This is a genomic window from Anaerostipes rhamnosivorans (genome assembly GCF_005280655.1).
In the GTDB taxonomy this organism is placed as follows: domain Bacteria; phylum Bacillota; class Clostridia; order Lachnospirales; family Lachnospiraceae; genus Anaerostipes; species Anaerostipes rhamnosivorans.
Map to the genome: position 1 here is coordinate 3,092,127 of NZ_CP040058.1, position 26,175 is coordinate 3,118,301.

At 44.4% G+C, this 26,175-nt stretch carries 23 protein-coding genes; 4 read left to right on the forward strand and 19 right to left on the reverse strand.

Features of this window, described 5'->3' with window-relative positions; translation table 11 throughout:
- The first annotated feature begins 118 nt into the window (after positions 1–118).
- Positions 119–1,285, forward strand: coding sequence for an iron-containing alcohol dehydrogenase (locus tag AR1Y2_RS15215; protein ID WP_137329736.1), 1,167 nt, complete (start codon positions 119–121; stop codon positions 1,283–1,285).
- A 377-nt stretch (positions 1,286–1,662) separates the two neighbouring features.
- Here AR1Y2_RS15215 and AR1Y2_RS15220 read toward each other — a convergent pair whose 3' ends face one another.
- From AR1Y2_RS15220 to AR1Y2_RS15230, 3 genes are all read right to left on the reverse strand, one after another.
- Complete coding sequence (locus AR1Y2_RS15220) at positions 1,663–3,045, reverse strand: MATE family efflux transporter (protein WP_137329737.1); 1,383 nt, start codon at positions 3,043–3,045, stop codon at positions 1,663–1,665.
- 18 nt (positions 3,046–3,063) lie between these two features.
- On the reverse strand, positions 3,064–3,780 hold the full coding sequence (locus tag AR1Y2_RS15225; protein WP_137329738.1) for a DUF554 domain-containing protein: 717 nt from the start codon (positions 3,778–3,780) through the stop codon (positions 3,064–3,066).
- Positions 3,781–3,921: 141 nt separating this feature from the next.
- Positions 3,922–4,185, reverse strand: a complete 264-nt coding sequence (locus tag AR1Y2_RS15230; RefSeq protein WP_137329739.1) for a hypothetical protein — start codon at positions 4,183–4,185, stop codon at positions 3,922–3,924.
- A gap of 267 nt (positions 4,186–4,452) precedes the next feature.
- Here AR1Y2_RS15230 and AR1Y2_RS15235 point away from each other — a divergent pair, with 267 nt between their 5' ends.
- Positions 4,453–5,328, forward strand: coding sequence for a phosphodiesterase (locus tag AR1Y2_RS15235; RefSeq protein WP_137329740.1), 876 nt, complete (start codon positions 4,453–4,455; stop codon positions 5,326–5,328).
- Between the two features lie 36 nt (positions 5,329–5,364).
- Positions 5,365–6,678 (forward strand): MFS transporter, encoded by a 1,314-nt coding sequence (locus AR1Y2_RS15240; protein ID WP_137329741.1) that lies wholly within the window; start codon positions 5,365–5,367, stop codon positions 6,676–6,678.
- 72 nt (positions 6,679–6,750) lie between these two features.
- Here AR1Y2_RS15240 and AR1Y2_RS15245 read toward each other — a convergent pair whose 3' ends face one another.
- The 4 genes from AR1Y2_RS15245 to AR1Y2_RS15260 all read right to left on the reverse strand — a co-directional run bounded on the left by AR1Y2_RS15245 (position 6,751) and on the right by AR1Y2_RS15260 (position 10,785).
- Positions 6,751–8,550 (reverse strand): recombinase family protein, encoded by a 1,800-nt coding sequence (locus tag AR1Y2_RS15245; protein ID WP_137329742.1) that lies wholly within the window; start codon positions 8,548–8,550, stop codon positions 6,751–6,753.
- The gene (locus tag AR1Y2_RS17910) at positions 8,540–8,689 is read right to left on the reverse strand and encodes a hypothetical protein (RefSeq protein ID WP_175403677.1); all 150 of its coding nucleotides are present in this window, start codon (positions 8,687–8,689) and stop codon (positions 8,540–8,542) included. The genes AR1Y2_RS15245 and AR1Y2_RS17910 overlap by 11 nt, the downstream gene beginning before the upstream one ends.
- A gap of 278 nt (positions 8,690–8,967) precedes the next feature.
- Positions 8,968–10,419 carry a GGDEF domain-containing response regulator gene (locus AR1Y2_RS15255; RefSeq protein ID WP_137329743.1) on the reverse strand — a complete coding sequence of 484 codons (1,452 nt, stop codon included), beginning with the start codon at positions 10,417–10,419 and terminating at the stop codon, positions 8,968–8,970.
- Positions 10,420–10,434: 15 nt separating this feature from the next.
- The gene (locus AR1Y2_RS15260; RefSeq protein WP_137329744.1) at positions 10,435–10,785 is read right to left on the reverse strand and encodes an Hpt domain-containing protein; all 351 of its coding nucleotides are present in this window, start codon (positions 10,783–10,785) and stop codon (positions 10,435–10,437) included.
- 127 nt (positions 10,786–10,912) lie between these two features.
- Between AR1Y2_RS15260 and AR1Y2_RS15265 the strand changes: the two genes are divergently transcribed.
- Entirely contained in the window at positions 10,913–11,791 is an 879-nt protein-coding gene (locus AR1Y2_RS15265) for a PHP domain-containing protein (RefSeq protein ID WP_137329745.1), read from the forward strand.
- Positions 11,792–11,923: 132 nt separating this feature from the next.
- On the opposite strand, the gene AR1Y2_RS15270 is transcribed toward AR1Y2_RS15265, so the two are convergent.
- The 12 genes from AR1Y2_RS15270 to AR1Y2_RS15330 all read right to left on the reverse strand — a co-directional run bounded on the left by AR1Y2_RS15270 (position 11,924) and on the right by AR1Y2_RS15330 (position 26,092).
- Positions 11,924–13,342, reverse strand: a complete 1,419-nt coding sequence (locus AR1Y2_RS15270) for an MATE family efflux transporter (protein WP_137329746.1) — start codon at positions 13,340–13,342, stop codon at positions 11,924–11,926.
- A 229-nt stretch (positions 13,343–13,571) separates the two neighbouring features.
- Complete coding sequence (locus AR1Y2_RS15275) at positions 13,572–14,981, reverse strand: NAD(P)/FAD-dependent oxidoreductase (protein WP_137330296.1); 1,410 nt, start codon at positions 14,979–14,981, stop codon at positions 13,572–13,574.
- A gap of 263 nt (positions 14,982–15,244) precedes the next feature.
- Complete coding sequence (locus tag AR1Y2_RS15285; protein ID WP_137329747.1) at positions 15,245–16,399, reverse strand: mannitol dehydrogenase family protein; 1,155 nt, start codon at positions 16,397–16,399, stop codon at positions 15,245–15,247.
- Positions 16,400–16,491: 92 nt separating this feature from the next.
- Positions 16,492–17,052 carry a 6-phospho-3-hexuloisomerase gene (gene hxlB, locus AR1Y2_RS15290; protein ID WP_137329748.1) on the reverse strand — a complete coding sequence of 187 codons (561 nt, stop codon included), beginning with the start codon at positions 17,050–17,052 and terminating at the stop codon, positions 16,492–16,494.
- A gap of 30 nt (positions 17,053–17,082) precedes the next feature.
- On the reverse strand, positions 17,083–17,709 hold the full coding sequence (hxlA, locus tag AR1Y2_RS15295; protein ID WP_137329749.1) for a 3-hexulose-6-phosphate synthase: 627 nt from the start codon (positions 17,707–17,709) through the stop codon (positions 17,083–17,085).
- Between the two features lie 3 nt (positions 17,710–17,712).
- Positions 17,713–18,867 carry a mannitol-1-phosphate 5-dehydrogenase gene (locus tag AR1Y2_RS15300; protein WP_137329750.1) on the reverse strand — a complete coding sequence of 385 codons (1,155 nt, stop codon included), beginning with the start codon at positions 18,865–18,867 and terminating at the stop codon, positions 17,713–17,715.
- A gap of 20 nt (positions 18,868–18,887) precedes the next feature.
- Entirely contained in the window at positions 18,888–19,331 is a 444-nt protein-coding gene (locus AR1Y2_RS15305; protein ID WP_137329751.1) for a PTS sugar transporter subunit IIA, read from the reverse strand.
- Between the two features lie 12 nt (positions 19,332–19,343).
- The gene (locus AR1Y2_RS15310) at positions 19,344–21,422 is read right to left on the reverse strand and encodes a BglG family transcription antiterminator (protein WP_137329752.1); all 2,079 of its coding nucleotides are present in this window, start codon (positions 21,420–21,422) and stop codon (positions 19,344–19,346) included.
- 62 nt (positions 21,423–21,484) lie between these two features.
- Positions 21,485–22,906: a PTS mannitol transporter subunit IICB gene (locus AR1Y2_RS15315; RefSeq protein WP_137329753.1), complete on the reverse strand. Its 1,422-nt coding sequence runs from the start codon at positions 22,904–22,906 to the stop codon at positions 21,485–21,487.
- Between the two features lie 320 nt (positions 22,907–23,226).
- On the reverse strand, positions 23,227–24,009 hold the full coding sequence (locus AR1Y2_RS15320; protein ID WP_137329754.1) for a DeoR/GlpR family DNA-binding transcription regulator: 783 nt from the start codon (positions 24,007–24,009) through the stop codon (positions 23,227–23,229).
- Between the two features lie 3 nt (positions 24,010–24,012).
- Positions 24,013–25,266, reverse strand: a complete 1,254-nt coding sequence (locus AR1Y2_RS15325) for a zinc-binding dehydrogenase (protein WP_137329755.1) — start codon at positions 25,264–25,266, stop codon at positions 24,013–24,015.
- A 184-nt stretch (positions 25,267–25,450) separates the two neighbouring features.
- Positions 25,451–26,092 (reverse strand): VanZ family protein, encoded by a 642-nt coding sequence (locus AR1Y2_RS15330; RefSeq protein ID WP_137329756.1) that lies wholly within the window; start codon positions 26,090–26,092, stop codon positions 25,451–25,453.
- Between the last annotated feature and the right edge of the window lie 83 nt (positions 26,093–26,175).

Below are 26,175 nucleotides of genomic sequence, written 5' to 3' on the forward strand. Positions count from 1 at the left end.
ACTCATTACGATAAAACGAGGTTTGGCAAAGAAGAAAAGATGAACAGCAAAACCTTCCTCCGGTATTTGATCTATAATGATTTTAAGATAATGATTGACCATATAAGGAGGTTCCATAATGGATAATTTTACTTTTTACAGCCCTACATATTTTGTTTTTGGAAAAGAGACAGAAAACCAGACCGGACAGTTAGTAAAAAAATACGGCGGACATAAGGTTATGCTGCATTACGGCGGAGGTTCCGTTAAGCGTTCCGGGCTTTTGGACAGGGTGAAAGCTTCTCTCGACGCTGAAGGCATTGAGTATGTTGAACTAGGCGGCGTAGAGGCTAACCCAAAGAGCGGCCTTGTCTATGAAGGCATTGAAATGGCCAGAAAAGAAAACGTTGACTTTATGCTTCCACTGGGCGGCGGCAGTGTCATCGACTCTGCTAAGGCTATTGCGCTTGGCGTCCCTTATGACGGAGATTTCTGGGACTTCTACACTGGAAAAGCTGTTGAGGAAGCTCTCCCGGTAGGAACCATTGTAACTCTTGCGGCTTCCGGAAGCGAAGCTTCCACAGATACTGTCGTTACACATGAAGACGGTATGTACAAGAGATGCGCTGACGGCGATATTCTCCGCCCTAAGTTTTCTATCATGAATCCTGAACTCACCACAACACTTCCTCCATACCAGACAGCCAGCGGTATCACTGATATCATCGCTCATTGTATGGAACGCTACTTCTCAAAAACTCCGGATGTAGAACTGACAGACCGTATGCTGGAAGGCGTTATGCTGTGTATGATCAAAGAAGGCCGCAGAGCCATGAATGATCCAGCAAACTATGAAGCACGCGCCAACATCATGTGGGCTGCAACCATTGCTCATAACAATATCACAGGTACCGGACGTGCCCAGGATTGGGGAACACACCACATGGAAAATGAGCTTTCCAGCACTTACGGATGTTCTCATGGTGCAGGCCTGGCAATCCTCTTCCCATCATGGATGAAATACGCTATGAAAGAAGACGTTATGAGATTCGCACAGTTTGCTGTCAGAGTCTGGGGCTGCGAGATGGATTTCCAGAATCCTGAAAAGACAGCTTTGGAAGGTATCGAACGTTACCAGGCATTTATCAAAGAGATCGGAATGCCGACCACCATCAGCGAGATCGGAGGCAAGGAAGAAGATGTTCCTAAACTTGCCGACAGCATGTTCCACGGAGCTCCGGATCACGGAAACTTCGTAAAACTCACAAAAGAAATCGCTATGGAAATATACAGAATGGCACTTTAAACCTCCTTCTGCTTAACATATCATCTCGATTACATTTATATATATCTTTTTACCTGTTCTGCGGTTTTTGACATTTCGCTTCACTCCTACAAAAACCGCAGAACTTTTCTGTATTCATCAGGTATATCTCACACTCCATATTACATAAACCCTTTCTAGCTCATCTATCAAACCAGTGCATTCTAAATATGGCTCTGCCGCCTCTCTTTGCGCCGATCCTACTTTTCATTTACCCAACCTCATCAAACCGGAGGGCTTTTTTCTTCCATAGGGAGGTTCGCAGAACTTTCCTATGGAATGAAAAAGGCTGTCGACACTTCTGTATCGACAGCCCGGAAACCGACGCTTTGCCGGATCTTTTCCTTCTTACTTTATTTTCAACACTCTTCTGCTTTTACAGCTTCTATTTTATTATGGTTTACTACAGATGAGTTTTTCCATCGCCCACTCTTATAATAGAGAGCGATAGATAAGCTCGTTGTAACCCAGGTGATCGGGAACACAATGGCAATGCCGTTGACCGTAGGTATAAACATCAGAGCAACCTTTAAAACGATCAGACGCACACCGCACATGTTGATCAGAGAGACAACCATCGGCGGCGTACTCTTTCCCGCTCCCCGGATAGCCCCGGACAGTACTTCCACAATCGCATATAGGAAGTAGAAACCAAAGGTCATCTGCCCAATCTTCGCTCCAAGGCTTATGATATCCGGCTCATTGGAGAATAGACGGAATACCTGATGTGGGAAAATTAGCACAACAGCGCTTATAGCCATAGTAATGCCGATTCCCATGACCAAAGCGGTGCGCGTACTTTTCTCTACACGCTCTACCTTGCCAGCGCCAAGATTCTGCCCAACAAAAGTGGTATTTGCCTGCCCTACCGCCCACTGGGGGAGATATAAAAAGCCTTCCGCTTTACAATACGCAGCATAGGCGGCCATACTGTCCACTCCCAACATGTTGATCTGAGACTGTACGATCAGATTGGCTAATGTGATCAGCATAGAACGGACCGCCTCGGGAATACCGATGATAAATATTCTTCTCGCTATGGATGGTATAATACGGATCTTCCTTAACTTCAGGCGGTATTCTTCGTTCAGCATGCAAAGGTGGCGCAGGGTCAAAACCGCAGCTACGGTCTGGGAGAGCAAGGTGGCAAGCGCTGCTCCCGCGATCCCCAGCTTTAGTACACACATAAAAAATGCGTTTGCAAAAACGTTTGCGATCCTTCCGATCAGCTGATAAGTCATTGGTGAGCGGGAATTGCCGAGTGCCCGCAGAATCCCTGCGCTGATATTGTAACTTACAATGGAAAAAACACTGAGAAAATAAATACGGATGTAAGTAAGCGCCAGCCCCATAATATTGTCGGGGATGTTAATCCATTTCAGCAGAACCGGACAGGCGATCCATCCGAAAACAATAACAACCGCAGATAAGACAATGGTGAGACCTGCCGCAGTGTGAATGGTATCTGTAAGACTCTGTTTCTGCTTTGCCCCAAAGTATTGAGAAGTGATGACTCCCACGCCGGTGCCCATACCGTTAAAAAATCCTATGATACATACAGTAAGCAGACTGGTAGAGCCGACAGCTGCCGAGGCCTCCTTTCCCAGAATATTTCCCACAAACATCAGATCAACAGTATTGTACATCTGCTGAATCAGACTGCTGCCCAGCAGAGGCAGGGCAAAAAGAAAAAGCCCCCTAAAAATAGACCCCTGTGTTAAATCGTTATTTTTTTCCCTCATAAACTACCTCAATCTCTTTCAGAATATGTAGCTCCATGCCGCCGCAATGACCACCGCAGGCAGCATATTGGCCACTCTGATCTTTTGGTCCCATACAAGGTTAATGCCAACACAACAAATCAAAACAGATCCCACAAGAGATATATGATCCATGGCTCCGTCCGTAATCATCAGCGCAAGATAATTTGACAGTAAAGTAATCGTTCCCTGGAAAACCGCCACAGGAATGGCTGAAAAGATACATCCCTTGCCCATAGCCGCAGCCAGGACCAGTATGATCACAAAGTCCAAGACCCCTTTTGCGATCAAAATAGAATGATCACCGGACACCCCGTCCTGAATGGATCCGATGACGGCCATGGCTCCTATGCACACAGTAAATGCTGCCGTCACAAATCCTTCCACGAACTGAACATCCTTTGCGTTTCCTGACCGGTTCTTCAGCCATATTCCAAACCGTTCTATCTGGTAATCAATATGACATAGCTCGCCAAAGACCGTCCCCGCAGCCAAGGAAACGGTCATCATCACAGTACCCTGTGTGGCCAGCGTGTCATCCTGGATCACAAAAATCTTACTTAAGGCTCCGGAGACTCCGATGAGAAATACCGCTACACCGTTTACTTTCATCAGACTGTCTCTACAGTTATCTGAAAGTCTTTCTCCGAACATAAGCCCGCAGATTCCCCCAAGCAGTATGAGACTGACATTTATGACTGTTCCTAATCCAGGCATGAGCCTTCCCCCTCTGATTGATTCATTTCTTTGTATATTATCTCGTTTGACTCTAGCACAAAGCTTTACTGATTATAAGAGAAATGCTTGAAAAACAGAGCTGCGGCAAACAACATCCAAAAAACAGCACACAGATTCTGTCTACTGAGTCATCACCGTCCTTTTTATGTATCGCCCGTTTTCAGCGACAAAAATAAACTCTTTGGATCTTAATCCAGAAATATCTGCACAGCATACCGGACAGCCACACACAACATAAATCAAGTCATATTCCCGGCCTTCCACCGCAAGTTCCACCGGAATTGTCATATTTTTCTCCAAATTCTGTACATACTCCTTTCTATCAAAGAGAGGATTGCACCCTCCGCAATATTTAATCCCTATTTTTTCTAAATTTTCCTTCACTACTATTTCTCCTTTTTCTAATTATTAAAATTTTAATTTTATTCTCTTTTCCTTTGTTATATTTGTTCAAATTACAAATATATTTTTATTAAATTTAATGTTTTTTCATTAAAACATATAAAAATAATTGCTATAAACGCATTATTGAGTTAAAATTGCACTATATTAAAAACAATCGATATGTTTTTTCATTAAAATTTTAATGAATCATTTTTCTTTTTAACTCCGGAGTACCGAAAACCATTGTTAAGCAGGAGGTATATTTATATGAAAATCATTCAGATCTCAGACTTTCATCTCAGAGGTGACGGAAAGCTCTCTTTCCAAAAAGCAGATACCATCGCAGCCTTAAACAAGACCATAGCCTATTTCTGCAGTCTCAAGGAATATGAACTGCCAGAATACTTTGTCGTCACAGGTGATCTTGCGGACGGAGGCACCAGGGAGGGCTACGAGATCATACGAGAAAAGATACACCAGCTTCCCCGTCCCTGCTATATTGTGCCGGGCAATCATGACAAACGCGATTTCTTTCTTGAGATGTTTCCGGCTGAAACGCCTGTAAAGGAAGATATCAAACCTTACATTTGTTATACCCTCGATGATGATCCGATCCGCACGATCGTGCTGGACACCAGCAAGCCAGGCTGTCATTCCGGAGGAATGACTGACAAGGCAGCCCAATGGCTTGAGACAAAAATAACAGAATATCCTGACAAACCAACTCTGGTTTTTACCCATCATCCTCCTTTTGTAACAGGCCTTCCGGCCATGGATGAAGGATTTGACCAGGCGGACCGGCTTGCAGAGATTCTGAAAAAACACAAAAACGTGCGCTTGTGCTGCGGCCATATGCACACCAGTATTTTTACCATGTGGAACGGGATTCCATGCGTTACATGTCCTTCTGTCTCCATGCAGATGGAGGTAGACTTCAGAAGAAAAGACGGTCCAGATGTGACGCCGGATGAATTAAAAGACAATTTCAAAGGCGGTGGAGACCGCTTCTTCCTTGGAAACCCTGCTTACCTGATTCATGACCTACAGGGAGATACGATCAACACCCATTATGTGACCATTCCAGCCGAAGCTGATTATTCCGGTCCGTGGCCCTTTAAATACTATGACGGAGAAGGACACTAGTCATGAAAAGTATGGATGAGAAAGGGAGAAACTCATATGGAAAATAAGAAAAATGATTTTAGAAAAATCGCTGCCATCACTTTATTTGAAAGCGCAGTCCAATGGTACTGCTTCCTGCTGTACGGTACGGCAGCCGGCACAGTCTTTAACAAAGTATTCTTTTCAGCAACCGGGGACGGCACCACCGCTTTGATCTTGTCTTACATGTCCTTTGCGATCGGTTATATCGCCGGTCCGTTCGGCGCAATCTTCTTCGGACATATCGGAGATCAAAAGGGGCGGAAGGTCACAATGTATGCATCCCTGCTCATGATGGGAATTTCCACCTCCATTATTGGCATCCTCCCCTCCGCCGCATCAGCCGGAGTCGGAGTCGTCATCATCTTACAGCTTATGCGTCTGGCACAGTGCTTTGGCCGCGGCGGCACATGGGGCGGAAGTATCCTGATGGCATATGAAAACGTTCCAGAAAACAAGCGGGCTTTTTACTCTGCTATTCCTCAGATCGGATTGCCCATCGGGTTCGGTTTGTCTTCCATTTTGATCGCTGTGCCTACCCTGCTCCTTCCTGAAGAAATTTTCTTCTCATGGGGTTGGAGAGTGCCATTTTTAGCAGCTATCATCTTAACCATCATCGTCATACGGCAGAAAGGGAAGATGATGGAAACCGAAGACTATAAAAAAGCCCAGGCAAAGCTTGAGGCTGAAGAAGCGGAAGGAATCAAACATAAAGTCGGTTTTATCCCGATGGTAAAAGACTACTGGAAAACCCTGCTCTTAGGCTGCGGTACCCGCTGGGTTGACGGGACATTTTATAATATTTTTATTGTTTGGATCCTATCCTACTGTACAGGATGGCTGGGAATGCCGCTGATCCAGACTTACATCATCACCATCGTTGCCTGTGTCTTTAAGATTCCGTTCACACTGTTCGGAGGCTGGTGTGCGCAGAAATTCGGAACAACAAAAACCTTCGCCATCGGATGTATTGCATCTGCAGTGTTGAGCATCCCAACCTTAAAAGTGATTGAACTCAGCAATGGAAACTTGTTTGTTACGATCACCGGAGTTGTCCTGGGATGGAGTATTGCATATAACCTGATCTGGGCTGTGTTAAGTTCCTTATGGTCCTCTTACTTTGAGACTGAGGTTCGTTATTCCGGCATCTCCTTTGTATATCATGTACCAAGCTTCTTGGTTGCGGGCTTAGTCCCTACTATTTGTACTCTCCTGATCAACTACGGAAAAGGAGATACCATCTACGTTGGAATCTATTCCACAGTGATTGCGCTGATCAGCCTTTTGTGTGCCATCCTTCTAAAGAGGCGCCACGACAAGGGAAAACGATAACCTTGTGATCAATTCCTTCTTTTCCCCAGCCCGGAATCCTTGCATCCGGGCTGGGGAAAATTATTATATTCCTTACTTGGACTCCCAGTATCCGTGTCCTCCCTTTCCCACAAACCGTATTTTATTGTCTTTTCTCAGCTGGTCGATCCTCCTTCTGACCAAAGAAATGTTTTTCTCCATCTCCCGCGCGATCTCTTTCGCCGTAATCCTTGGATTCTCATCCATTAAGCGCATGATCTCTCCTTTTTCCTGTTCTCTTCTAAGCTTTGACGATGAGGAAAAGACACAGGGGATCCGTGTACTGCAAAATTCAGCCTTTTTAACGTCATTGCCTGAGGAAAACTGGATTTCTAAATATTCTGGGTATACCTTTATGTTTTCAATACTGTCCGCGGCCACATAAGCTGCGGCTGTTTCTGCGATATTCTCCTGCAGCCGATGTCTGATATGCTCCAGCCGTTTCTCTCCCTGTTTTGTGGGGATTTCAGATTCTCTCAGCATGTCTAAGTCTGATTCCCTTTGCTTCATCCGCTCCTTTAACTTCTTGTTTTTTTCCACATAGAGTTCCTCATCAACCACTCCTCTCAAAAGCAGATCCAGCAGCTGTCTCTGCTGATGTTTTACCGCCTCAATATCCCTCTCTATCTGTTTTGTCTTCCCAGACTGCTCCTGGTCTCTTTGAAAAATATTCTGAAGAATAAAGATAGCCTGCTCTATGACCACATCCCTGTCCGGTAAGTCCCCTTTGAAATATGATTCTCCTACTTCTTCCAGTATCCTTATGAGAACCTTTTCATCCACATGTACATTATCGCACCCGCCCTGAGGACCTTTTCTCCCTCTGGAGAGATATTGGCTGCACTTCCACTCTACAACCCTTCTGCCTGTTTTTCCGCACCTTCTCACACTCCTATAATATGGACACCCACAGAAACCACAGACAAGTTTTCCAGAAAGCCGGGAGGATCTATGGGAAGTTCCCGTTGAACGTGCTTCCCCATGTCCTGCTTTTTTGGTCCGAAGGTCCATGGCTTTGTTGGCCTCCTCCCACAACTTCGCATCTACAATGGCCGGCACTGCTTCTTCGTGATAGATCCACTCCTCCGGCGGATTCTTTATCAGGCATTTTCTGTTAAAATCATAATGAACTTTATTCATCACAGCCACTCCCTTATATAAAGGGTTCCTGATGATACGGCGGATGGTTGCCTCCCCGATGGGTTTCCCATTCAAATTTCGGAAGCCCTGCTGCTCCAGCATCTTGGAGATCAGGCGCCCTCCAAAACCTTCCCTGCAGTAATAGAACATCTTCCTTACCGCATCCGCCTGCTCCCCGTCGACCAGGATCTTTTTGTGCTCCTTCCGGTATCCGTATGTGCGGGAGGTCAGGACTACCGATTCCCCGGATCTCTGCCTGTTTTTGTGGGCATTGTTGATCTTACGGCTCAGATTTCTGCTGTACTGCTCCGCCATGATCGCTTCAATCCCTGACACAAGGTTCGCCTGGTCTTCCTCTGGTTCAAAAAAACGGCCGTCCAGATACAGATACAGCCGTTTTCCCTCCTGATTCAGCTTATCACAGAAATAAAACCACTCCTTTGTCTCCCTCATCAGGCGGTCCAGGCATTTGATCACGATAATATCGTATCTGTCATGCTTCATATCTCTTAAAAGTCTTTGATACTCACTTCTCCTGCCCGCAACCGTGCCGCTGACTGCCTCCACGTAGACATCCGACAATAGCCAGCCGTTTTTCTCAATACAATTTCTCCCTTCCCTAACCTGCTTCTGCAGGGCATCTTTCTGGCTTTCCTCCTCCGTAGAACAGCGGGCGTAAAGGACCGCCCGCTGTAATTCTGTATTATATTTCATCCTGGAGAGCCTCCGTCATAAAAACTCTCTCATCAATGGTGATCAGGTTTTCCTGCTGCAAAAGTTCTGCCACATACATCAAAACCTGATTTGTCCGCTGCAGCGGTTCCTCTTCTGTCAATCGTTTCAGATGCTCCATTGACATGCCCCGTACAATTTGATTAATTCATTATATGAGACAGATCCCTGTAACATGAACTGAACCGATCATTTTTCTCTTTCGGCGCTCCATTCTCTTTAAAATGGATTGGGTATTAATGTCTATCGTGATTTTGTGCATCATCGCTATGCTTCTCTACGCTCTGACTGGATTCATCAAGAAAATGTATCAGAGAAAAATCTGATTCGCAAAAAAATGAGACCAAAGGAAATCAAACGTTCTTTGCCCGTTGATTTCCGATGATCTCAAATTAACATTCACCCTTCTTCATCGCTGTCCTTCTTGGAAAGCAGAGACTGAAACGGCATGTCTTTCGTTTTTTTATCGTAAAATGTGTATCGGTTCTTTCCCTTATTCTTGGAATAATAAAGTGCCTGATCCGCCCTTTTGATCAACACATCGTACTCTGACCCATCTTCTGGAAATTGTGCAATGCCAATGCTTACAGTAACGGGATAACCAATGCAGCTATTCTGGATCTTCCGGTCAATTTCCTCTGCTTTTTTGAGCGCGGCATTTCTACCGCTGATCCCGTTTAAAAAGACAATAAATTCATCTCCGCCGATTCTGCCCACCACATCTGTTGAGCGGACACAGCTTTTGATCTTCTCTGCTACAGTCCTCAAGACTTTATCTCCAAACGCATGGCCTTTGCTGTCATTGATCTGTTTAAAGTCATCCAGATCCAGAAACAGCAGTACACCTGTAGAGTCCCAGCTGCTTTTCATAATATTGAGGATCTTCTCTTCCAGTCCTTTTCTGTTGTTGATCCCTGTCAGGGCATCATTGTCAGCAGCCTCTTTCCAACGGGAAATTTCCTTCCGATGCTTGTCAATATTGACGAACTTGCCGATCAGAGAAAGACATGTCTCGTCATCCATATCCCAGATGGACTTGATAAAACACTCATACCATAAATATCCGCTGTCCTTTGTCATAAGCCGGATCTGCGCCCTCATGGTTGAATTATTGATGCTCAGACCCTTTAAATTCTCTATGAGCACCTGTTTGTCTTCTTCGTAAATGATATCGGTACCGCTGACCTTCTTGCTGACCTTCTCGATCATAGTATCCCGGCCGAACACCTCATAGTATTTTTCAGAGAAAGACAAAGTGTCTGACTTGACATCGTAGTCAAACATAATGTCCCCGGATAGATTGGCCAGGACTCTGTTCTTCTCCCTCTCCAGTTCCAGAAGGTATAAGGTACGACTGGAAAGAGCCTCCATCTCAGCTTTAGAACCGACATCCACAGATCCATAATCTTCCGCCTCTCCTTCTGGCAAATGCTGTAGCTTCCCTATATTGCTGATCAGCTCCATTCTCATGTACATCGATAGAATGTTCCTGACCTTCCTTCTGATAATATCGGGGTTAAACGGTTTAATGATGATCTCTTCCGCCCCCATAGAATATGCCTTTTCCAGAATCTGTTCCGAGCCGTCCACCGTAATGACAACGACAGGAAGATGTTCCAATATCCCTTTTTCTCTGAGAATCTCCATCAGACCGAAACCATCCAGGACAGGCATGACTAAATCCAGCAGAACCAGATCTACCTTTTTCTCCTTATCTGTTATAATATCAAGGGCGTCTTTTCCGTTGACAGCCTCAATTATATGATAGCTCTTGCAGAATATCTCATTCAGGATTGCCCTGTTTAATTCTACATCATCAACGATCAAGAGCGTCCGTTTCTCTTCTGCCATAGCGTTTCCCTAACCTTAATCCAGCCCGGATATATCCTGAACTACCTCTTCATATGCTCTTTTAACTTCCTGGAATAACCCTTCTGCCTTATCCAACTCTTTGCTTCTGATGGTGTTGACAAGATCTGCCGATGCCTGAAACAGCTTTGTAAAGCTTAAATTTGCTGCTACACCTTTCAGGGTATGGGCTGACATTTCCACCTGTTCCCAATCCCTTGCTTCCATCGCACTGCAGAGCAGTTTGTAGGTAGGATCATCAGGAAAATTCCTGACAAACTTAGCAAGCAGATTTTCATTTCCCATAAACCGTCCCAGGATCACCGGATAATCCTCATCTCTTCCCTGATAAAATTGTTTTAAATTCATATTTACAGCCCCTTTCAGCTCTCACTGCCACAGCACCTGAAAACTTAGATTTCGTAAGTATTTGTGTTATTTTGCTTTATCTTCATGATATAATATATTCAGCTAAATTACTAGGAGGAATTTAAAAATGAAAGCAGATCTTCACTCACATACTGTGCTGTCTGACGGAGCTCTGAACGTCGACCAGCTGATCTCTCAGGCAAAACGAACCGGCCTGGACTATATTGCCGTCACTGACCACAATTCCACTCATTCTATCCCTGCTGCCAGGGCACTGGGAGAAGAGCTGGGTATCCATGTGATCCCCGGAGTTGAGATTAACTCGGTTCATGAGGCTTCAGACACAAAACCCCATCTTCTGTGCTATTACCCCGCGGATGTAAAAAAGCTTCAAAAAAAGCTAGACCGTTATCTGGAATATCAGAGGGAGACAAAACTTTCCATGTATGAAAAACTCATGGAGGATTATCCCATCACTAAGGAACAGCTTTTTGAGGCTGCCAGCGAAAGCACAACTCTTTATGAAGTCCATATGATGCAGGTGCTGGCCTCCCTTGGATATACCGGCACTCCTATTGGAGAACTCCACCGGGAGCTCTTTTCCTCAGGTTCTAAATATAAACTGGCCCAAAAGGATATGACCACCCGGGAAGCAGTGGATCTGATCCGCTCCTGCGGCGGCGTGGTAGTCCTGGCCCATCCCGGAGAATATAAGAATCCAATGCTCATGGAAATGCTCATCGAAGAACATCTGTTAGACGGACTGGAATTAAACCATCCTAGAAATGGCAGACACACAAAAGAACATATAGAGTCACTTTCCAAAGAGCATGACTTATTTATGACCGGCGGTACAGATTTTCATGGACTTTACACCAAAACTCCTTATCCTATTGGTTCCTTTCTGTGCCCGGAGGAAGGACTGGAACGGCTGAAAGCCGCAGGAAAAAAGGCAAACCGGGAATACTTTGAATCACCTAGGCAGCAAGACACCGAAGATCAATAACAAAGCGGACAAGCCCGCTCCTCTTTCCACTCCCTCACTCTTTGAATGGCTCGATTTGACGTAGTTAAACAGGTTCCTACTTAACGGGAACCTGTTTTTAAGTGATGTCCAATAATAGAATAAAACTTATCTTTATTCCGCGGCTAAGTTTACTCTATCTTTCTTTTTCTGTAATACTGCCTCCTTGTTTTCGTCCCTGCCATCTTTTAAGTGTCTGAAGACAAAAACAGCCGCGCCGATCACGGCGAGAAAGGAGATGATGTCAGCTGCAGGCGCTGAGTACAAAGTTCCTTTTAATCCGAACAGTCTCGGCAGCAGGATCACCAGCGGAACACTTAGCACAAAGTCCCTGAGCAGGGAAAGCCCCATAGACAGAAACGGTTTTCCCAAAGCCTGAAGAAAAATACTGATTGATTTCTGAATGCAGCATAAAATAATCGTACACAGATAGGTCCTGAACGCCATGACCGCAAACTCATTGTAAAGCGCATTTTCATTTCCGAACAGTTTGATGATCTCCATAGGAAAGCACTCAAACAGTATCATAGACACAAAACCCACACAGGCCTCTGCCGCAACCATCAGCTTAAATATCTTTTTAACCCGCAGATGAAGTCCTGCACCGTAATTGAAGCCGATGACCGGCTGTGAGCCTGCCGCAATACCGACAGAGAAAGCGATAACGATCTGGAATACCTTCATGACGATCCCCACCACCGTGAGCGGTATATCTGCTCCGAATCTGGACCTGGCCCCGTAGATCACAAGCATATTATTCATAGCTGCCATGATGGCGACAATAGAAATCTGCGTAAGAAAGCTGCTGATTCCAAGAGACAGAACCTTCTTGGAAATTGCAGCTTTCAGGCTGAAGCTCTCTTTTTTCATATCCACAGATTTCATATGGCATAGATAATAAACCGCCAGAAGAGCAGATACGATCTGCCCGGTGATCGTTGCCAATGCGGCTCCCATCATGCCCCAGTGAAATACAAAGATCGTGACAGGGTCCAGAATCACATTGATGACCGCGCCGATCAGGGTAGATATCATCGCGAACTGCGGGCTCCCGTCTGCCCTGATCATCGAGTTCATACCATTAGAAAACATAAAAAACGGAATCCCTATCATGATATAAAGAAAGTATTCCTGCGCATATGCAAAATTATTTTCTGTGGCTCCGAAGGCATATAGAAATTGGTCCTTAAAAATGAAAAGACACACAGTAAAGATAATTCCGGCTGCAGTGAGGATCACCACGGCATTGCCGACGCTTTTGTGTGCCCTCTCTGTGTCTTTGCATCCCTGGCAGAGACTCAGACAGGCAGCACACCCGTCTCCGATCATCAAGGCCATAGCAAGTGCTATGATCGTAACTGGGAATACCACATTGGTAGCCCCGTTCCCTAAATAGCCGATCCCTTGTCCTATAAATATCTGGTCTACAATATTATATAAGGATGACACCAGCAGCGACAAAATACAAGGTACGGAGAATTTCAGCATTAATTTCCCCACACTTTCTTTTTCCATAAAACGATTTCTTTCCATAATTCCCTCCAAACAATATTTTTGCAGAAAAAAGGCAGCGTGAGTATAAGACCGTAACTTTCGCTGCGATTAGAGTCTTATAATCTCGCTACCATTTCCATTTCTGTCTTCTATTTTATTTACATTTTCAGTATATCAGGTTCAAAATCATGTTCGTAAGTGTTTTTTAGAATTTCGTTCATTTTAATAGAAAAATACAAAAAAGAATTGAAATTTTTATTCATTTATCCTATAGCTGCGATTTCAAAATACTTCTGGCAACACTCAGACCGTTTGCAGATGCCTGCTGAAGTCCTCTGGTGACAGATGCCCCGTCTCCGATGGCTCTAAGCCCTTTAATGTTAGTTTCAAATGCTTTGTCTGTGACTACCTTATTAGAATAGAATTTCACTTCTACCCCATAGAGCAAAGTCTCATCGCTGGCCATACCCGGTGTTACCTGATCCAAAGCGTAAATCATCTCCTCGATTGCTTTCATGATCCTGTACGGAAACACCAGGGAAAGGTCCCCTGGTACCGCATCTTTTAGCGTAGGGGTGATGTTGTTGCGAAGCAGCCGTTCTTCCGTTGTCCTCCGTCCCCTGACAAAATCTCCGAATCTCTGGACAAGAATTTTTCCGTCACAGAGCATATTGCTCAGCTGTGCAATATGTTTGCCGTACTGTATTGGTTCCTTAAAAGGCTTCGTAAAGTTTTTTGAAACTAAGATCGCGAAATTGGTATTCTTTGTCTTATATTTTTCTGCCTTATATGCATGTCCGTTTACCACTGCCAGACCGTCCTCATAATATTCTGTGGCTACTTCCCCCGACGGGTTCGTACAGAAAACCCGGACCTTATCATCGAAAGTTGGGGTATAGTAAACCAGCTTGGCTTCATACAGGCTCCTGTTTAGTTCTTCCATGATCTCATCCCGCACCTCTACACGGACACCCACATCCACGGTGCCTACCTCTGTCTCAATCTTATGCTCCCTGCACAGATTGCTGAGCCACTCTGATCCCTCTCTTCCCACTGCGGCCACGATCTCTGGGGCATAAAAAGTATCCCCTTTATCCGTCACAACTCCCTTCGCCTGTCCTTCTTCGATCAGAATATTTTCCACCATAGTGTTAAATTCCATCCGGATACCTTCTTTGAGCAGATGTTCTTGGAGTCTTTGGTATATTTTGTACCCTTCTTCCGTTCCCAGATGGCGGATTGGACACTCGATCAGTTTTAAATTGGCCCTGATCGCCTTTTTTCTGATCCTTGCGATCTCCCTTTCTTCGTTCAGGCCGTAGACTTTTGTATCTGCCCCGAACTTCAGATAAATCTGATCCGATTCCTTTAACAACTTTTCTGTCTCATCATAGCCAAGGATCTGTGGAAGATTTCCTCCCACATCCGGCGACAGGGAGAGTTTCCCGTCAGAAAATGCTCCTGCACCTGCAAAGCCCGTGGTGATGGAACAGGGTCTGCATCCCACGCAGACCTTCGTCTTTCTTTTTGGGCATAACCGGTCCTCGATCCTCCGCCCCTTTTCTATCATCAGTATCTTTAATTTCGGTTTCTTCTGTGACAACTCGTAGGCGCAGAAAATCCCAGAAGGTCCTGCCCCGATAATGATGACATCAAACTTGTTATCCACAACACACACGCCCTTTCCAATACTTTTTCCACTGCTTCTAGATTTCAAAACACAGCTTTATTGTAACATAAGATTTTTTATTTGATATATTTTTCTTCATCGGTTTTTATGGTACCATGACTGTCCCTTTTATCATGGCCCTTGGTATCGGTGTCTCTGCCATCCGCAGTGACCAGCACTGCGGGAATGCGTTTATTAGAAGAACTGGAAGATGAATGAACCCCATAAAGAAAAGCTGTGCACCAATTCCGGGCACAGCTTTTCATCACATGTTATTTAATGAATCCTCTGGTTTCCAGAGCCTGATACTCTTCCACTACTTTCTTGAAAATTGGATTCTCAGTCTCAAGGCCAGTGTATTTCTTCACCACCTCTTCAATACCCAGTTCCTTGATATCCTTCTGGAGAACCACAGCGTTCTCATCCTTTGGATCAGAGTAAGCAAATCCGGCTGCCATTCCTTTGGCAATCGCAGCATAAGAAAGTCCGTGCTTGAGACAGTTCTCTGCCGCACCTGTCAAACGATCTCCCTTTGACAGTTTACGGATTGGGTCAAAAGCAACCCGGTAGATGGAATCCGGGATCTCTCCCATCGGAGTCGGAAGATTCTCCAGATTATCCAGTTCCTCCTTGGTGATATCATACTCTTCCCCGATCATATCAAGGATCTCCTGATGCACCTGTCCGATAATCTGTGCAATTTCCTCGTCTTTCTCAGAATCCGGAATCGTCTTGTACCCTTTCAGGTAACCCCAGAAGGCGGTGGATGCATGCGGGCCGTTAATGGCAAACACTTTTAAGTCTTTGAGCATCTCGATCCGGTCGTTTAACTCCAGCCATTCCACATCGCTGAAATCATTATAAACTGGTGTCTGAATCAACAGTGAAGCCACCGCCATGGTCACAATATCTGTAGAATAGTGGGTTGCGGCGTCTGTACCTCTACGGATGATGGAATCCCTGATGGCAACGTTGGTATCAAACCATGCCTTTACATCCTCAGGAAGCTTCTCGCGAAAGTTCTCCACAATGCCAGGGATCAGATAATTTTTGTTTGTGACACAGATGGCTGTCAGCTTTTTTTCTGGCTGCTTTTTATAGAATTCGATGAAACATTTTGATAAATAATGCCCTGCTTCCTTAAAATCTTTCGGGTACAGCGGCATCATGATGACGTCCGTATTCAAAAAGGCTTCCATACAGGAATATTCTTCGTCACAGACATAAGCCTCATAGCCTGACACCGTCCGGTCCTCGATGGAATCTACCCTGTGGACTTCCACATGATAACTTCCTGTTTTCTTCAGCTCTTCAACTACCTTTGGATCTTTGTCCAAAAAAGCAATCTTCCAACCGGCATTGTCAAATGTTTCTCCAAAGAATCCTTTTCCGAGACGTCCCGCTCCTACAATCATTACCTGTTTCATAGTCTAAAGTTTCCTCCCTACTGTCATGTATTTTGGTTTTATATTTTTAAAAAGGGGCCCCAAAAAGAGCCCCCTTTTATCTTTCTGTCTTTTTATTCCATGTTCGCGTGTCTCGCAAACAGATCGTCGTCCGTCTGGTCGGTGATCCTCATCAAATCCATTACCATACAGTCATATGTAATCCAGCTTAACTGCTCAAATCCAGAACCTGCGGCCTGCACAGTTCCTGCGCCCTCATGGTTGTCACATTTCTTTGTAACTCCCGGAAGTGTGATCACTGCATCCGCCATAGATCCGATGGTATTCTCAGGGAACATAGTGATGGTCGCTACCTTTGCGCCCTGACTCTTTGCCTTCTTTGCATTGGATACAAGGCTTGCCGTATTGCCGGAACCAGAACCCACGATGAGCAGATCCCCTGCCTGAATTGATGGAGTCGTTGGTTCTCCAACAAAGTATACGGTATATCCAAGATGCATCAGACGGTTTGAGAATCCTCTTGCAGCAAATCCGGAACGTCCGGCACCACCGACAAAAATCCTTTTTGCCTCTGTGATCAGTTTCTCTACCTCTTTGATCTGATCGTTGTCTACTTCTTTTGCATTATCGGTCAACTCGCCGAGAATAGCCATCATATTTTTACATTCTGTCATAATCTTTTCCTCCAGTCCGTGCTTTAAAATTTAAAGCATTGCATCTTTGATTGCTTTAGCTTCCGCCACAGGATCATCCGCATGTCCAATCGCTGATCCAACAATGATAATCTCTGGTTTCAGAGCAACATATTTATCAATGGTCTTGCTGTTGATGCCACCGGCTACCGCAATCTGGGCCTTTTTCGCATGCTCTGTCATAACCTGAAGGTCCTGAATCGGCTCTCTTCCGGCTGCCTGCTGGTCAGCTCCGGTATGGACAGCCAGGATATCCACCCCGATCTCTTCCATCTTTGCGATCCTTGCCGGGAGATTTTCCACGCAGATCATATCCACTACAAGCTTTCTGTCATAATCTCTGGCTGCCTTTAATGCACCTTCAATGGTCAGATTATCAGAGACACCCAGAATTGTTGCATATGCTGCCCCTGCCTCATAAGCGTAGCTGGCTTCCAGATATCCGCCGTCCATGATCTTAAGATCCGCAAGAATCTCTTTGTCCGGGAAGAAACGATGGAATTCGCGCACTCCACGCATTCCCTCATCCATGACGAACGGCGTACCCACTTCAATGATGTCAACATGCTCTGCAACCTTATCGGCAAAACGCAGTGCATCCACAAGATTCATTTCGTCTAATGCTAACTGTAATTTCATTTTTTACTTCCCTTCCTTTAATTCGTTATAATCCTTGATGATCTCGTCAAACATCCTGGTTCCTGATTCAATGCCGGTAAAGTGAGTTACCGCATCTTCAATGCCATGTTCCTCCACGTACTTCATCAGTTCCACAGACTGCTCATCTTCCTTCACGTCAAACAGGAACGTTGCAGCAATTCCCCGAAGCAGCAGAGTATTCTTAAGTCCTCTTTCCTCACACTGAACTGTTGGTCCTACAAGACGGTCATTCGGCGCCAGTTTTCTGATCGGCGCTCTGGAAATACGGGTAATGGTATCTTTGATTCCAGGAGTACAGAAACGGTTCAGGGCAAAAGTGATATAGTCTTCCATATCCTTTTCCGTAAATCCGTGTTTTGCCACCATAAGGGCTGCCACTTCCCTCATGACCTCTCTGGTCATCTCAATGTTCTCCGGCACTGCAAAGTAATCCTGGATGATTTCATAGCCCATGAGCTTTCCGATATATCCGGACCACGCATGGCCGCAGTTGATGGTATAAAGTTTTCTCTCCAGGAACTTTTGAAGGTTGTCTGTATACTCTGCCCCATCGATCGGAAGCTTTTCCGGGTCCACCAGCTTGTTGACTTCCACAGCCAGTTCATGATCCTTACCGATATCAATACCGTCCCTGCCATCTTTGTCAGTTCCGAATACCATACGGTCCACAGCGGTGTTCGGGAATGCGGCTGCCTTTAAAAAGTCTTCCTCCGATGCGATTCCTGTGTTCACCAGCTCCTTCAACAGCAGGTCTCCGTTGAACAACGCATTCTCACAAGGGATCACGTTGATCCTGTCTTTTCCCGCTTCCAGTCTGGCCTTTAATCCTTTGGCGAGCGTTCCTGCGATTTTCGGAAAATTATCTGCCAGTACAGCTGTGGTAACCACATCCGCTTCCACGATAGCCTCTACAACTTTGTCTTCTTCTGTGATCGGAGAAAGAGCAGAAACCTTGTCAATCTCTTTTCTCCTATAGTCTTCTTCAATTACATATAAGTAGTAATTATGGTATTTGTTCAGTTCCTCGTTGACTTTCTCATTAACGTCCACGAATACGATTTCATATCCTGTGTCATGCAGTAAGTCTGCAATGAATCCGCGGCCGATCTTTCCAGCCCCAAAGTGTACTGCTTTCATTTTATTCCCTCCGTCTTATTCTAGCGGACCACGTCTGCAAATACATTTAGTATTTCTTCTTTGGTCTTTGCATTTCTAAGTTTTTCCACGTTGTCAAGATCTGAGCATGCCACTGCGATATCTCCTAAGATTTCAATGTGCTCATTGTTCTTTCCTGCGATACCGATGATAACATTGGCTGTTTTTCCTTCATAGTCTACACCCTCAGGAACTTGGATAAAGGAAATTCCTGAAGCCATAATCCTTTCTTCGGATTTTACGATGCCGTGCGGGATCGCGATATGATTGCCGATATAGGTAGAGACCACTTCTTCCCTCTTCAGCATATCTTCAATATATTCTTTCTTTACATAGCCGTTGTCTACCAGGATCTGTCCTGCTGCCTGGATTGCTTCTTCCTTTGACGCAAAAGATGCGTTTAATCTGATGTTGTCCGCGTTAAAAATACTTTTCTTATCTCCCATAACTGAAACCTCCTAAATTGATTCTCCTATATAATGTCTGAACCTATGTCCAAAGCATTGCCTGATTTCTTCTTCGTCACCCTTTTCTATTAACTTCATGATATCCCGGTCTTCGATGATTAATTCGGTAATATACCGCAGGAACATTCTCTGCACTTCATCCATTTCTGCCGGATAGAAGAAAAATATGATATTACTGATGGCATCTCCCTCCTGAGGATCGATCATTCGTTTTTGTTTTAAATGATAGACGAAAAGAAGCGGTTTTTTAATTTTCTTTAAATAACATTCAAAATAACTGATCTCCGTTGTCGGTATGGTAAACCTGCATTCATTTCCATGCCGGATCACATAGTTTTTGATCTCCTGCTCTCCGATAAAAATGCCCGCCTCCCAGATCGTATGCTCCAAATGAGAAAACAGATGGTTTTCATCCTTCAGATTGTTGATCTCATACACATGGAATTCAGTTAATAAGTCTACTGCCCACGTTGTTAATTGTTTTAATTGTTTTAAAGATACAATACTGTTTATGCTTTCTAACTCCGCCGCCTTTCTTTCCTCTTCCTCGATCTTCCTTAAAGTCTGATGCTTGTGCCTTCTTATCTTTTCTTTGACAATCTCCAACTCGTTGTCATTTAAGAGCGGCGATACCTTCAGATATTCTCTGTCCTTTAGATACAGAGGAATCGTTGACAGTATCAAGTCATAGTCATTCAGGTCTTCTTCTCCCAGTCCGACCAAAGACACAATCTTTCTCACATAGATCTCAGGTATTTCCCTCTCAAGGCGGCTGGCCAGCATCTTTGAGGACCCCATCCCGCTGGAACATACCACCAGCACCCGGAAGGTCTTCTTTGTAATGTTGTCCAGTGATACCGCAAAATATAATACCAGATACCCAATCTCGTCATCCGGAAAATAGTCCTCCGGAAAAACCTTCTTGATTGTATCCCTTATGATGGTAAACAGCTGCGAATAATCCTTTTCAATGTCACGGATAATGGGATTTGATATACTCATTCCGCTTCTCGTCCGTATCAGCGCCTTATCAATATGCGCCAGCAGCCCGTCCATAAGCTTTGTATCCTGACTGAGTGATATACCCATACGCCCTTCCACCAGCTCAACAAATTCTTCAATTTTAGGCTTCAGCACAAAATTTTTGACAAAAACATCTTCATTCTTTTTCTTGCCAACACTGATATTTAACACCCATGCTATATATTCTTTTTCTGCTTCATCCAATGAAATAGAATATTTCTTTTCCAGCATACGGATCAGTGCCGCACTCACTTTTCTCTGGTTCTTGTCAACTTCTCCTACCACAAAGTCTGTGCTGTATTTCCGGTTGCCCAGCTTATGTCTGCGAATCAGCAGTGCAACCAGCATTACAAGTTCAGCATAATTCTGATCCAGTATCTGGTAATTCTTCTGGATCAGCTTATGGCTGATCTCTCTTAAGATTCCCTCACAAGTCTGGAATAATTCCATATAGCCGTATTCAGCTAACTTCTGCATAAACGGATGAAACTGTCTGACGTTTCCTGCAAGCCAATGTACCGTCACGTCAACATCTGTATTTTTCATTACAATGTTGACCATCAAATGGTCCCTGGCAACCTGCTCTCCGCTCAGGCATATTCCGTCTCCTTTTTTAGAGATTAATTTAATGTTGTACTCCGGAAGCAGTTTCTCGATCTTTTTAAGATCGTTCCGGATTGTCGGCAGGGAGGTGCCCATATCAATCGCCAATGCTTCTGTCTTTATAAAGTCCTCTTGATGAAGCAGTTCTAAAAGTACGAAATACATGCGTTCCTTGGGGTCTACTACCTGGTACTTTGTCTGTTCTCCCAGTTCATCCTGAATCTTTTTGATGTTTTCTGGCATACCGATAGCTCGGATCCCTCTTTTGCTCACCGTTTCCAGCGTAATCTGATACTGCCTGAGGACCTCTGTCACTTCGGGAATCTCCCGGTAAACCGTCCTCTCTGAAATGTTCATTTTATTGGCAATATCCTTCATCGTCACGAATCCACGGCTGCTTAAGACTATCTGTATTATATCTTTTACACGATTAGACATCAGCATATCTTTGCAGGTCCTTTACTTATAAGGCGCCATAATCATTCAATTATGGCGCCGCAGCCTGACTATTCAGACATATCTTTAATCTTCTTTGCGATTGCTGCCTGTTCTGCCGCATCCAGGAAGTTTTCGATCGCTATGACCGGTACTCCTGCAGGAGCCGCATTCTTCGCAGTCTCATATAAGTTTTCGTTCGTTACAATAACATCAATATCTGCTGGGATTTGATGGATGGATACATGATTGACATCAATAAACATTCCAATCTTGTTCAGCTGTGTCTTCAGCATAGAAGCACCCATTGCGCTGGATCCCATTCCTGCGTCACACGCAAATGCTACTTTTTTAACTTCTTTTTTCGGAAGAGTTGTATCTCCTGCTGTTGCTTTTTTCTCTTCTCCAGGAGCACTGTGGCTTTCCACAAACTGACTCATGTCAATTCCGCCTACTTCTTCAACCTCATCCTCCGGTGTCTTATCTCGTTTAAGGAAGAACGCTACGATGAGGAACGATACCACAGCGGCTATGACATATCCCGCCAAGTTGACGAGCAGCTTGCCTTTCGGAGACATAATTGCCAATGCAATGATAGATCCAGGAGATACTGCTGCAACAGCACCACCACCCATGATCTGGAACCAGAATAATGCTGCGATAGAACCACAGATTGGCCCAAGGATTGTTACTGGTTTGATCAAAGCGTAAGGGAAAGATACTTCACCGATACCACCGATGATATGTATGATTGCTGCGCCAGGTGCAGATTTCTTTGCCATACCTTTTCCAAAGAACATAAACGCAAGTACAAGTCCTGCCCAGTTACCACCATTTGCCTCAACAAGATACAGAATAGATTTTCCTGTCTGTGCAGCCTGTTCAATCGCAAGCGGAGTAAAAATACCGTGATTGATCGCATTATTTAAGAACAATACCTGTCCTGGTACAACAAAGATTGGTGTAAATGGAAGGATACTGTGATCAATAGCAAAGTTAACACCCACTGTTAAGATATTTGTGATACCTGCAAAAAGCGGTGTAATCACAACGAATCCTGCGATCATCATGAGTGCTCCAATGATACCCATGGAGAAGTTGTCTACTAACATTTCCAGACCTGGTTTTACACGTCCTTCTAATAATTTGTCAAACTGTTTGATGATCAATGCACCAAGCGGTCCCATGACCATACCACCGATCATCATAGTTGCTTCTGATCCAATGATAACACCGATTGTTGCAAGTGTACCTGCAACGGCACCACGTCTTCCATATACTGTGTGACCTCCGGTATATCCAAACAACAATGGAATCAAGAACTTAAGTGTCGGGCCTACGAGTTCATTCATCTTTTCATTCGGGAAATATCCTGTAGGAATAAATAATGCTGTGATAATACCCCATGCAATCAGGGCACCAATGTTAGGCATTACCATTCCTGAAAGGAATCCGCCCATTTTTTGGACTTTAGCTTTAAAACTACTTGCCATAATAATCCTCCTTTTTTCTCCTCTTTTTTGGTATAATTTGTTGCTGCGGTTAATGGTATTAACTTGATAAACGTTTATCTATAATTCCATTATATTGATTGTATTTCCATACGTCCACTATTGCCAGTGGTAAATTTTGCAGAAGAATTTTTGACAAAGTTTTCTTACATATTTCTCCTTATAGATCCCTCCTAAACCGCATAAAATGGTGGTTTTACTAATTCCCCCAACACAAAAAAGAGGAGAAAAATTCTCATTATTTTTCTCCCCTTTTTTTTAATAAATTTTGATTTATTACCGGTGGTCAGATAAAGACCGAGTCAGCTCCCGGTCTTCATCCTGCACACCTTTACCTTCATTCCCTGTTTTTCAAGTTCCTTTTTGTCAGCATTACCAATCCCATCATCTGTGATCAGATACTGAAAATCACAAAGCCTCGCAAACCGGCAAAAGGTTTTCCGTCCAATTTTCGTACTGTCGCACAGCATGTATGCTTCCGTAGCGGTTTTCATCATTGCACGCTTCATCGCTGCCGTCTCCTCATTTGGCGTGGTCAGCCCTTTGGACACGGATAAAGCATTCGGTGACAAAAACAATTTATCCACAGAAATCCTCTCAAGGAATTCAATCCCCAGAGAACCAAAGGTACAATCAAACTGGTTCCTTACAGTTCCTCCAATCAGTATCACCTGAATCGAAGGTTTTTTTTGCAGTTCAAGAGCGATGTTCAAATCGTTTGTCACAACCTTCAAGTCGTTGAAGTCTGTCAGAACCTTTGCAAACTCCAGCATGGTGGAACCGCTGTCGATCAAGATGATATCACCCTCACTGACATATTCCTTTGCTCCCTCGGCAATGATCCTTTTTTTATCGGGATTTAAATTCCACCGGGAGGCAAGAAATGCCTCCTTGGTGACTTCTTCTTCCTTTAACAGTGCACCGCCGTGGGTCCGAATCAAGTGTCCCTCTTTCTCCAATTCACTCAAGTCGGACCTTATGGTGGCGCCGGTCACATGGAATTCTTCCGATAATTCATGGATGCCAGCCTTTTTATGTATCCTCATGTAGGCGAGCAATTCTTCTTTCCGCTCTCTTGCAAACATATATTATACTCCGAAATGATCTAATAACATCTCTTCTGCTTCTTTATTCCATAATCCCTGATTCTTATCGCAGGCATCCGCGAGCTTCGCAAACAGAGGATCTGTCTCACCCAGTTTTCTGAAATCATCAATGGCAGTTAACGGCATTTCAAACTGTGTATAAGTAAGCTTCTTTCCTCCCGGAATCTCCGGCAGACGCAGGGTCGTATCAACGATAGAATCTATACCTCCCACATGAGTGATCATAACAGCCGGATTTACTTCCTTCTTGGCTATTAGATCCAATGCCTCCAGAAGGTCTGCTTTGATGCCGCCTGAAGATCCAAGAAGCTTTGTATTTCTATAGTGGCAGTCATATAAATTCATGTCTGCGGAAAATCCACTGTCTGCAGGCCCTGCAAAAAGGTTCATGCATCCGTCAAACGCAAGGATCTTGTTGCCCGTCTCTGCAATGGCTTTTACCGGAGCGTATACAAACACATCATGATATCCTTCTCCTCCGGTGAGATCCATCAGTTCTTTGACCTCATCGTCCATCTTCGCAGTATTTACATAATGAAGTTCAACGCCCCTCGCCTTGGCATCTTCTTCTGAGATTACTTCTCTTGCCCTGTTAATTCGGTCGTCATTAATCTCTGTGACTACAACCATTTTAGGTTTATTTTCCATAGCGAGCGCATAGCTGATAGCGCCCAGCCCCATCGGGCCGCATCCTCCAAGAATTGCGATATTTCCGCCTTCTTTTGCCCCGATAAAATGTTCATGGGTCTCAGGTTTTGTATGGTAGTTAGCCATATAACCGCCGATGATGCAGTACATAGGCTCTGACACAGAAACCTCATAGAAAGCATCACCGTCATAATGGAGCAGACACCCTTTTTCAATAACATCATTCGGAACGATGCAGTAAGTCACTGCACCTCCAAAATGCTCATAGGAATAACCCGGCGCACCCATCTGGTCCGGAATACCCGGCAGTACTACAAAACGTTCCCCTTCTTTATATTCATCTGCCCATTTAGATCCGACCTGCTCGATCACTCCGGAAAATTCATGTCCGATGATGACCGGATGGTCTGCGATATCGTCTGGTACACGGATATGTCCGCTTCCAAGTTTTACTTCCTTCCATGTAGACATACAGATGCTGTCACTCATGACCTTCAAAAGCACTTCATCTTCTTTGATCTCCGGCAGTTCAAACTCCTCCAGCCGAATATCCTTTGCCCCATACATTCTCACACCTTTTGCCTTCATAATGTCCCTCCTGGCTTTGCAAAAATTTTTAATTATTTTTAAAAATTTATTATTTTTTTCATTTCACAAATATCATACCACGCATTCTTTTGTTTGGCAACCGTCAATTCATAAAACTTAAAAATCCGGAAAAGGATCATCTCTGATCCCTCTCCGGATTTTTAGCGTACATAAAATGTTTATCTTAGCTTATAAAAGTAAACATAAAAGCAGTCATTAAGGTCAGGCCAGGGAAAAACCGCCCAGGATCTTTTCCCGCGGAGCCGCTGTCACCGTACGGTTTCCTAGTCTTTCTAAGCCGTGCGGCCATCTTAAAACAGAACCAGCCTAGGGCTGTTCCCAAGACATTTGCGATCAGGTCACTGCTGTCTGTTGCCCTGTACAGTGTAAACATCTGGCTTATCTCAATGGCCAGCGAAAACCACAGTCCAAACAGAACCGTCTTTTTCATCCGTCCATAGCTCTTGCTTATAACCGGGCAAAGCAGCCCCAAGGGGATAAAACAAAGAATGTTCAGGATAAAATCCATTCCGATACCGCCAGCCAGTGGAATCAGACTGATATTCGGATTAAAAATCGCCTCCCCGATCCCAGCTCTCCAGACTAGATCTTTTACTGTCGGGACCCCAACAATATGCTTTAAAACAATACACAGGTAATAGTACATTAGACAGGAACCGCACAATACCTTTATGTTAAGCCATGTCTTGTCTGCCCTGGACACCAGATATAGCAATATAATGATCACTGCCAGTCCCACAAAAAACAACGGCTTTAAATATAACAGGTCTTTGATTGATTCAAATAGGCTTAACTGGGTTTCCATAGCGGCTCCCTCCTTTTACACACATGATTTTTCTGTGTAAACAGCATAACATCCCCGCTTTAAGAAACCCTTCCAGGGTTCTT

Coding starts and splice junctions, on each gene's coding strand:
- AR1Y2_RS15215 (WP_137329736.1), top strand. CDS start 119: ATGGATAATTTTACTTTTTACAGCCCTACATATTTTGTTTTTGGAAAA.
- AR1Y2_RS15220 (WP_137329737.1), bottom strand. CDS start 3,045: ATGAGGGAAAAAAATAACGATTTAACACAGGGGTCTATTTTTAGGGGG.
- AR1Y2_RS15225 (WP_137329738.1), bottom strand. CDS start 3,780: ATGCCTGGATTAGGAACAGTCATAAATGTCAGTCTCATACTGCTTGGG.
- AR1Y2_RS15235 (WP_137329740.1), top strand. CDS start 4,453: ATGAAAATCATTCAGATCTCAGACTTTCATCTCAGAGGTGACGGAAAG.
- AR1Y2_RS15240 (WP_137329741.1), top strand. CDS start 5,365: ATGGAAAATAAGAAAAATGATTTTAGAAAAATCGCTGCCATCACTTTA.
- AR1Y2_RS15245 (WP_137329742.1), bottom strand. CDS start 8,550: ATGAAATATAATACAGAATTACAGCGGGCGGTCCTTTACGCCCGCTGT.
- AR1Y2_RS17910 (WP_175403677.1), bottom strand. CDS start 8,689: ATGGAGCATCTGAAACGATTGACAGAAGAGGAACCGCTGCAGCGGACA.
- AR1Y2_RS15255 (WP_137329743.1), bottom strand. CDS start 10,419: ATGGCAGAAGAGAAACGGACGCTCTTGATCGTTGATGATGTAGAATTA.
- AR1Y2_RS15260 (WP_137329744.1), bottom strand. CDS start 10,785: ATGAATTTAAAACAATTTTATCAGGGAAGAGATGAGGATTATCCGGTG.
- AR1Y2_RS15265 (WP_137329745.1), top strand. CDS start 10,913: ATGAAAGCAGATCTTCACTCACATACTGTGCTGTCTGACGGAGCTCTG.
- AR1Y2_RS15270 (WP_137329746.1), bottom strand. CDS start 13,342: ATGGAAAGAAATCGTTTTATGGAAAAAGAAAGTGTGGGGAAATTAATG.
- AR1Y2_RS15285 (WP_137329747.1), bottom strand. CDS start 16,399: ATGAAACAGGTAATGATTGTAGGAGCGGGACGTCTCGGAAAAGGATTC.
- hxlB (WP_137329748.1), bottom strand. CDS start 17,052: ATGACAGAATGTAAAAATATGATGGCTATTCTCGGCGAGTTGACCGAT.
- hxlA (WP_137329749.1), bottom strand. CDS start 17,709: ATGAAATTACAGTTAGCATTAGACGAAATGAATCTTGTGGATGCACTG.
- AR1Y2_RS15300 (WP_137329750.1), bottom strand. CDS start 18,867: ATGAAAGCAGTACACTTTGGGGCTGGAAAGATCGGCCGCGGATTCATT.
- AR1Y2_RS15305 (WP_137329751.1), bottom strand. CDS start 19,331: ATGGGAGATAAGAAAAGTATTTTTAACGCGGACAACATCAGATTAAAC.
- AR1Y2_RS15310 (WP_137329752.1), bottom strand. CDS start 21,422: ATGCTGATGTCTAATCGTGTAAAAGATATAATACAGATAGTCTTAAGC.
- AR1Y2_RS15315 (WP_137329753.1), bottom strand. CDS start 22,906: ATGGCAAGTAGTTTTAAAGCTAAAGTCCAAAAAATGGGCGGATTCCTT.
- AR1Y2_RS15320 (WP_137329754.1), bottom strand. CDS start 24,009: ATGTTTGCAAGAGAGCGGAAAGAAGAATTGCTCGCCTACATGAGGATA.
- AR1Y2_RS15325 (WP_137329755.1), bottom strand. CDS start 25,266: ATGAAGGCAAAAGGTGTGAGAATGTATGGGGCAAAGGATATTCGGCTG.
- AR1Y2_RS15330 (WP_137329756.1), bottom strand. CDS start 26,092: ATGGAAACCCAGTTAAGCCTATTTGAATCAATCAAAGACCTGTTATAT.